Source organism: Rhodothermales bacterium, from assembly GCA_041391505.1.
Lineage (GTDB): Bacteria > Bacteroidota > Rhodothermia > Rhodothermales > JAHQVL01 > JAWKNW01.
Window position 1 is genome coordinate 1 of sequence record JAWKNW010000065.1, and the last position, 3,869, is coordinate 3,869.

The window sequence follows — 3,869 nt, forward strand, 5'->3', positions numbered from 1 at the left end:
ACGGCATCACGCGTAAAGCCGGCGTCATCAACGACACCGTCGAGGACGTCGCGCTGGTGGTATTCCACGGGAAAGGGGCCGTTTCAGCGCTCGATGCGTCGTCCATCGCCGATTCGCGGGAGGTGGGGACGACGGGGGTGTTCAACCGCGCGATCGATGGGCGGGTGTTGACGTTTCGCTACGAGCGGGATCGGTTCGTCGACAACGAAACCGGGAGTGTCTGGACCGTCACGGGGCGCGCGGTGCAGGGCGCGCTGGCCGGCGCGCAGCTTGAGGCGGTGCCGCACGGCAATTATTTTGCGTTCGCCTGGTTCGCCTTTCGCCCTGATACCCGCGTCTACGCGCCGTGAGGTGTCATCGGGTGACGATAAACGCGGCGCGGACCTCCTCGCTTTCCGCGTAGCCGTACCGGATGGCGCGGGCGCGCACGATGGTCGTACCGATCGGCAGCGCGATGGGGTGGCTGTAGAGCAGCCATCGCGTGGGTTGGCTGTCGCCCAGAGCGTACGCGATCGAGGCGCCCTGGGTCGGGCTCTGCATCATGAGGAGGACCGGGGCCGTGAAGACCCCGCCGGCCGGCGTCGCTTCCGGGGCGATAAAATTCGCCGCGTTCGGGATGAACGCCGGCGGTTGCGTCCGAGGCTGGACGCCCCCGGGCCACATCTGCGCCACCATGATCTCTTCCGAGACCTCGCCGAGGTCGCCCGTCGTCGTGCGCCAGGTATCGAGGGCGGACCTCAGCCGGGCCTTCACGGCGCCATAGGCCGGGTCGTCCGCGAGGTTGCGGATCTCGTAAGGGTCGGCCTCCGTGTCGTACAGCTCCTCGGGCGGTCTGGATGAGCGAAACCACAGCTTTTGCGCCCCGGTCAGGCGGTTCTCCGCATGGAAGCGCAGGAGCAGCTTCATGGTCTCGTTCCGGTTTTCGTAGGGGAGGAACTGGACGTAGGGGAGGTCGGGGTAAAAGTTCTGGATGTACTTGAACCGGCGATCGCGCACGGCGCGCACCCGGTCGTAGGCCTCGTCGTGTCGGTCGCGCGCGGCGAAGACCACATCGCGTGCCGGCGTGTTGGTGCGGCCGAGGAAGGGCCGGCCCTGCAGGTGCACGGGCAGCGAGACGCCGGCGATCGCCAGCACCGTCGGCGCCAGATCGATCGCGCTGACGAGCTGGTCGTCGACGCCGCCGCCGGCGAGCCGGCCCGGCCAGCGGACGATCAGCGGAATGTGGAGGCCGGAATCGTAGAGCCAGCGTTTGGCGCGCGGCATGCCGTCGCCGTGGTCGCTCCAGAACATCACGATGGTGTTGTTCGCGAGCCCTTCGGCGCGGAGGTCGTCCAGGATCATCCCCACCCAGTCGTCCATCGCCGCGATGTTGTCGTACATCCGCGCCAGATCCTCCCGGACGACCGGCTCGTCGGGGTAGTAGGGCGGTACCGTGACGAGCGCGGTGTCGGTGACGATCGGCTGGCCGTCGCGGGGCCACACGCGCGACTCGTGCGTGCCGGTGTAGTTGAACACGCTGAAGAACGGCTGGTCCTGGTTGGGGCGGTTGCGCCAGTGGGCGGCCGGCCCGGATTCATCCCACGCCGTCAGTGGCTGCCGCTGGTCGCCGATGGGCGCGAACTGATAGTCCGTTTTTGCATTGTTCGTTGTGTAGTAGCCGGCGGCGCGCAGGTACTCGGTGAAGGCCTTGACATGGGGGGGCGGTACGGCCGAGTAGGGCGTGGGCAGCCCCTCCGCTTCGTGCGACGTGCGGTGATGGTGCGTGCCGATCGTCGTCTGGTACATCCCCGTGATGATCGCGGAGCGGCTGGGGGCGCAGACGGCGGCGGTGGTGAACACGCGCGTATAGCGCACGCCTTCGTTGGCCAGGCGGTCGAGGTTCGGAGTCCGGGCCACGGCGTCGCCGTAGGCGCCGAGGTGTGGACTCATGTCCTCGACCGATATCCAGACGATATTCGGCTGCTGGGCCTGGGCGGTGAACGATACCGTCAGACACAGCGCGGCCAGCGCGAGCGTCCGATGGAGACGCCGGCGGGTCGCACGGGTCAGGTTGCGCATGGGCTGGGTGGAGGCCGGCCGGCGTCAGGCCGAAACGGCGGCGTGTGGGCGAGGCGCCGCGTCGGGAACGTCGTTTCCGCGCGGCACGAAGGATTGAATACCGGTAATGGCGCGGCCGAGGATCAGGCCGTGGATGTCGTAGGTGCCTTCGTAGGTGTTGACCGTCTCCAGGTTCACCATGTGGTGGATCACCCGGAAGTCGCCCGTGATGCCGTTGCCGCCGAGCATGTCGCGCGCGTTGCGCGCGATGTCGAGCGCCTTACCGCAATTGTTGCGTTTGGCCAGCGAGATCATCGGCGGCGCGGCGCGGCCGGCGTCCTTGAGCGTGCCGAGGCGCCAGGCGAGCAGCTGCATCTGCGTGATGTCCGTGGCCATGTTGGCCAGCTTCGTCTGGATCAGCTGCATCGAGGCGAGCGGGTAGCCGAACTGCTCGCGCTCGGAGACATAGGCGCGGGCGCGGTGATAGCAGTTCTCCGCGGCGCCGACGACGCCCCACGAGATGCCGTACCGCGCATTGTTCAGGCAGGAGAAGGGGCCTTTCAGACCGCGGATCTCGGGAAACACGTTGGCGTCCGGCACGAAGCAGTCGTGCAGCACGATTTCGCCCGTGATCGAGGCCCGGATCGACATCTTGTTGTGGATCTTCGGCGCCGTGAAGCCGGCGAAGCCTTTTTCGACCAGGAAACCGCGGATGACCGGTTCGCTGTCGCCGGCCTCGCGCGCCTTGGCCCACACCACCGCCACGTTGGCGATGGGCGAGTTGGTGATCCAGGTCTTCGAGCCGTTGAGCACCCAGCCCCCGTCGACCTTTTTGGCGTGGGTCTTCATCGAGCCCGGGTCGGACCCATGGTCCGGCTCCGTGAGCCCGAAGCAGCCGATGAGCGCCCCCGTGGCCAGGCCCGGCAGGAAGCGCTGACGCTGTTCCTCGGTGCCGAATGCGTGGATGGGGTACATGACGAGCGACGACTGGACCGACGCAAACGAACGGTATCCGGAATCCACCCGCTCCAGCTCGCGCGCGATGAGACCGTAGGCCGTGTAGCTCGCGCCGGCGCCGCCGTATTCCGGCGGGATCGTTGCCCCGAGCAGGCCCCGCTCGCCGAGTTCGCGGGCGATTTCAGGATGGAAAACCTCGTGCTGGTTGCCTTCGAGCGCCCGGGGCTCGAGATGCTGCTGGGCGTATTCGCGCGCCGCCTCCATGATCATGCGGTCCTCTTCCGAGAGCATCTCTTCGAAGAGGAACATGTCATCGATATTAAAAGCCTTTGAGGACATGGTATATGAACGCGTAGCTGCGTGATGTCGGGTGAGGGAATGCGCCTCTAATGTACGTACGCCCCCCGTCGTTCCCTAGGTCCGCGTGGCAGGCAATGCAGGGATTGGACGCGCGCGAAGATGTGCCGGTGCCGGCCGGCTCAGGCGTTGCTCTGCGAAAGCTCGCTGGCGAGGCGCGCGACACGGAGCCGGCTCGCGTGTTCGATCTCCTGGTTCAGCTTCGAGCGCGAAAGGGGCAGCGGAAGCACGCCGTCGAAGCCCAGCGCCCGGCAGCGTTCGACCTCCTCGGGCCAGGTATGCACGGAGAGGGCGAGGACGTAGGGCGCCGGATGGCCGGACTCCGAGGGCCGGTTGAGCTGGGTGCAGGCGCTGCCGCTCGTATGGGCGAGCCGCAATTCGACGAGGATGAGGTCGTAGGCCTTGCGCTCCAGGCTGTCGCGCAGCCCCTGGCAGGAGCTGGCCACGTCGGGGTGGTACCCGAGCGTTTCGAGGATGCGCGCGATCATGCTCAGATGCGTCGCGTTGCTGTCGGCGAT

4 protein-coding genes are annotated in these 3,869 nt (G+C 67.2%); 1 reads left to right on the forward strand and 3 read right to left on the reverse strand.

Annotated features, from left to right (window positions below):
* On the forward strand, positions 1-350 hold a 350-nt coding region (locus tag R2834_24800; protein ID MEZ4703574.1), incomplete at its 5' end, for a DUF3179 domain-containing (seleno)protein.
* A 4-nt stretch (positions 351-354) separates the two neighbouring features.
* Here R2834_24800 and R2834_24805 read toward each other — a convergent pair.
* The 3 genes from R2834_24805 to R2834_24815 form a co-directional block, all read right to left on the reverse strand.
* Positions 355-2,058: a sulfatase-like hydrolase/transferase gene (locus R2834_24805; GenBank protein ID MEZ4703575.1), complete on the reverse strand. Its 1,704-nt coding sequence runs from the start codon at positions 2,056-2,058 to the stop codon at positions 355-357.
* A gap of 24 nt (positions 2,059-2,082) precedes the next feature.
* Positions 2,083-3,333, reverse strand: coding sequence for an acyl-CoA dehydrogenase (locus R2834_24810; protein ID MEZ4703576.1), 1,251 nt, complete (start codon positions 3,331-3,333; stop codon positions 2,083-2,085).
* A 140-nt stretch (positions 3,334-3,473) separates the two neighbouring features.
* On the reverse strand, positions 3,474-3,869 hold a 396-nt coding region (locus tag R2834_24815; protein ID MEZ4703577.1), incomplete at its 5' end, for a response regulator.